Genomic DNA, 2,037 nt, shown 5'->3' on the forward strand with positions numbered 1-2,037 from the left:
GCTGTGATGGGTAGGGGAGCGTCGTGTGCCGGGTGAAGCAGCGGAGGAATCCAGTTGTGGACGGTTCACGAGTGAGAATGCAGGCATGAGTAGCGATACAAGAGTGGGAAACTCTTGCGCCGATTGACCAAGGGTTCCTGGGTCAAGCTGATCTGCCCAGGGTAAGTCGGGACCTAAGGCGAGGCCGACAGGCGTAGTCGATGGACAACGGGTTGATATTCCCGTACCCGCTTTGAAGCGCCAACGGTGAACCTCTTGATGCTAAGACCGTGAAGCCGCCCCGGAGCCTTCGGGCAAAGGGGAGTGGTGGAGCCGTCGGACCAACGGGGTAGTAGCTGAGCGATGGGGTGACGCAGGAAGGTAGTCCAGCCCGGGCGGTGGTTGTCCCGGGGTAAGGGTGTAGGACGTGAGGTAGGCAAATCCGCCTCACACATAGTCTGAGACCTGATGCCGAGCCGATTGTGGTGAAGTGGATGATCCTATGCTGTCGAGAAAAGCCTCTAGCGAGTTTCATGGCGGCCCGTACCCCAAACCGACTCAGGTGGTCAGGTAGAGAATACCGAGGCGTTCGGGTGAACTATGGTTAAGGAACTCGGCAAAATGCCCCCGTAACTTCGGGAGAAGGGGGGCCGGAACTGGTGATGGCACTTGCTGCTTGAGCTGGGGCCGGCCGCAGAGACCAGCGAGAAGCGACTGTTTACTAAAAACACAGGTCCGTGCGAAGCCGTAAGGCGATGTATACGGACTGACGCCTGCCCGGTGCTGGAACGTTAAGGGGACCGGTTAGTCAATCTTCGGGTTGGCGAAGCTGAGAACTTAAGCGCCAGTAAACGGCGGTGGTAACTATAACCATCCTAAGGTAGCGAAATTCCTTGTCGGGTAAGTTCCGACCTGCACGAATGGCGTAACGACTTCTCGACTGTCTCAACCATAGGCCCGGTGAAATTGCATTACGAGTAAAGATGCTCGTTTCGCGCAGCAGGACGGAAAGACCCCGGGACCTTTACTATAGCTTGATATTGGTGTTCGGTTCGGCTTGTGTAGGATAGGTGGGAGACTTTGAAGCCGTGACGCCAGTCATGGTGGAGTCGACGTTGAAATACCACTCTGGTCGTGCTGGATGTCTAACCTGGGTCCGTGATCCGGATCAGGGACAGTGTCTGGTGGGTAGTTTAACTGGGGCGGTTGCCTCCTAAAGAGTAACGGAGGCGCCCAAAGGTTCCCTCAGCCTGGTTGGCAATCAGGTGTTGAGTGTAAGTGCACAAGGGAGCTTGACTGTGAGACCGACGGGTCGAGCAGGGACGAAAGTCGGGACTAGTGATCCGGCGGTGGCTTGTGGAAGCGCCGTCGCTCAACGGATAAAAGGTACCCCGGGGATAACAGGCTGATCTTCCCCAAGAGTCCATATCGACGGGATGGTTTGGCACCTCGATGTCGGCTCGTCGCATCCTGGGGCTGGAGTAGGTCCCAAGGGTTGGGCTGTTCGCCCATTAAAGCGGTACGCGAGCTGGGTTTAGAACGTCGTGAGACAGTTCGGTCCCTATCCGCTGTGCGCGTAGGAGTGTTGAGAAGGGCTGTCCCTAGTACGAGAGGACCGGGACGGACGAACCTCTGGTGTGCCAGTTGTCCTGCCAAGGGCATGGCTGGTTGGCTACGTTCGGGAGGGATAACCGCTGAAAGCATCTAAGCGGGAAGCCTGCTTCGAGATGAGCACTCCCACCTCCTTGAGAGGGTAAGGCTCCCAGTAGACGACTGGGTTGATAGGCCGGATGTGGAAGCCCTGTAAGGGGTGGAGCTGACCGGTACTAATAGGCCGAGGGCTTGTCCTCAGTTGCTCGCGTCCACTGTGTTGTTCTGAAACAACGACCCCACCCCGGTTTGGTCACGGGGGTGGTGCGGTTGACAGTTTCATAGTGTTTCGGTGGTCATAGCGTGAGGGAAACGCCCGGTTACATTCCGAACCCGGAAGCTAAGCCTCACAGCGCCGATGGTACTGCAGGGGGGACCCTGTGGGAGAGTAGGACGCCGCCGAACAAT

General features: G+C 57.4%; 2 rRNA genes. Both read left to right on the forward strand.

The annotated features are described in order from the left end of the window. Nucleotides 1-1,829, forward strand: a 23S ribosomal RNA gene (locus ACIRBX_RS38560); the annotation flags it as partial. An 88-nt stretch (nucleotides 1,830-1,917) separates the two neighbouring features. Then, nucleotides 1,918-2,034: ribosomal RNA gene (gene rrf, locus ACIRBX_RS38565) — 5S ribosomal RNA — on the forward strand. The last annotated feature ends 3 nt before the right edge of the window (nucleotides 2,035-2,037 follow it).

The sequence above is a fragment of the Kitasatospora sp. NPDC096147 genome, assembly GCF_044763225.1.
Lineage (GTDB): Bacteria > Actinomycetota > Actinomycetes > Streptomycetales > Streptomycetaceae > Kitasatospora.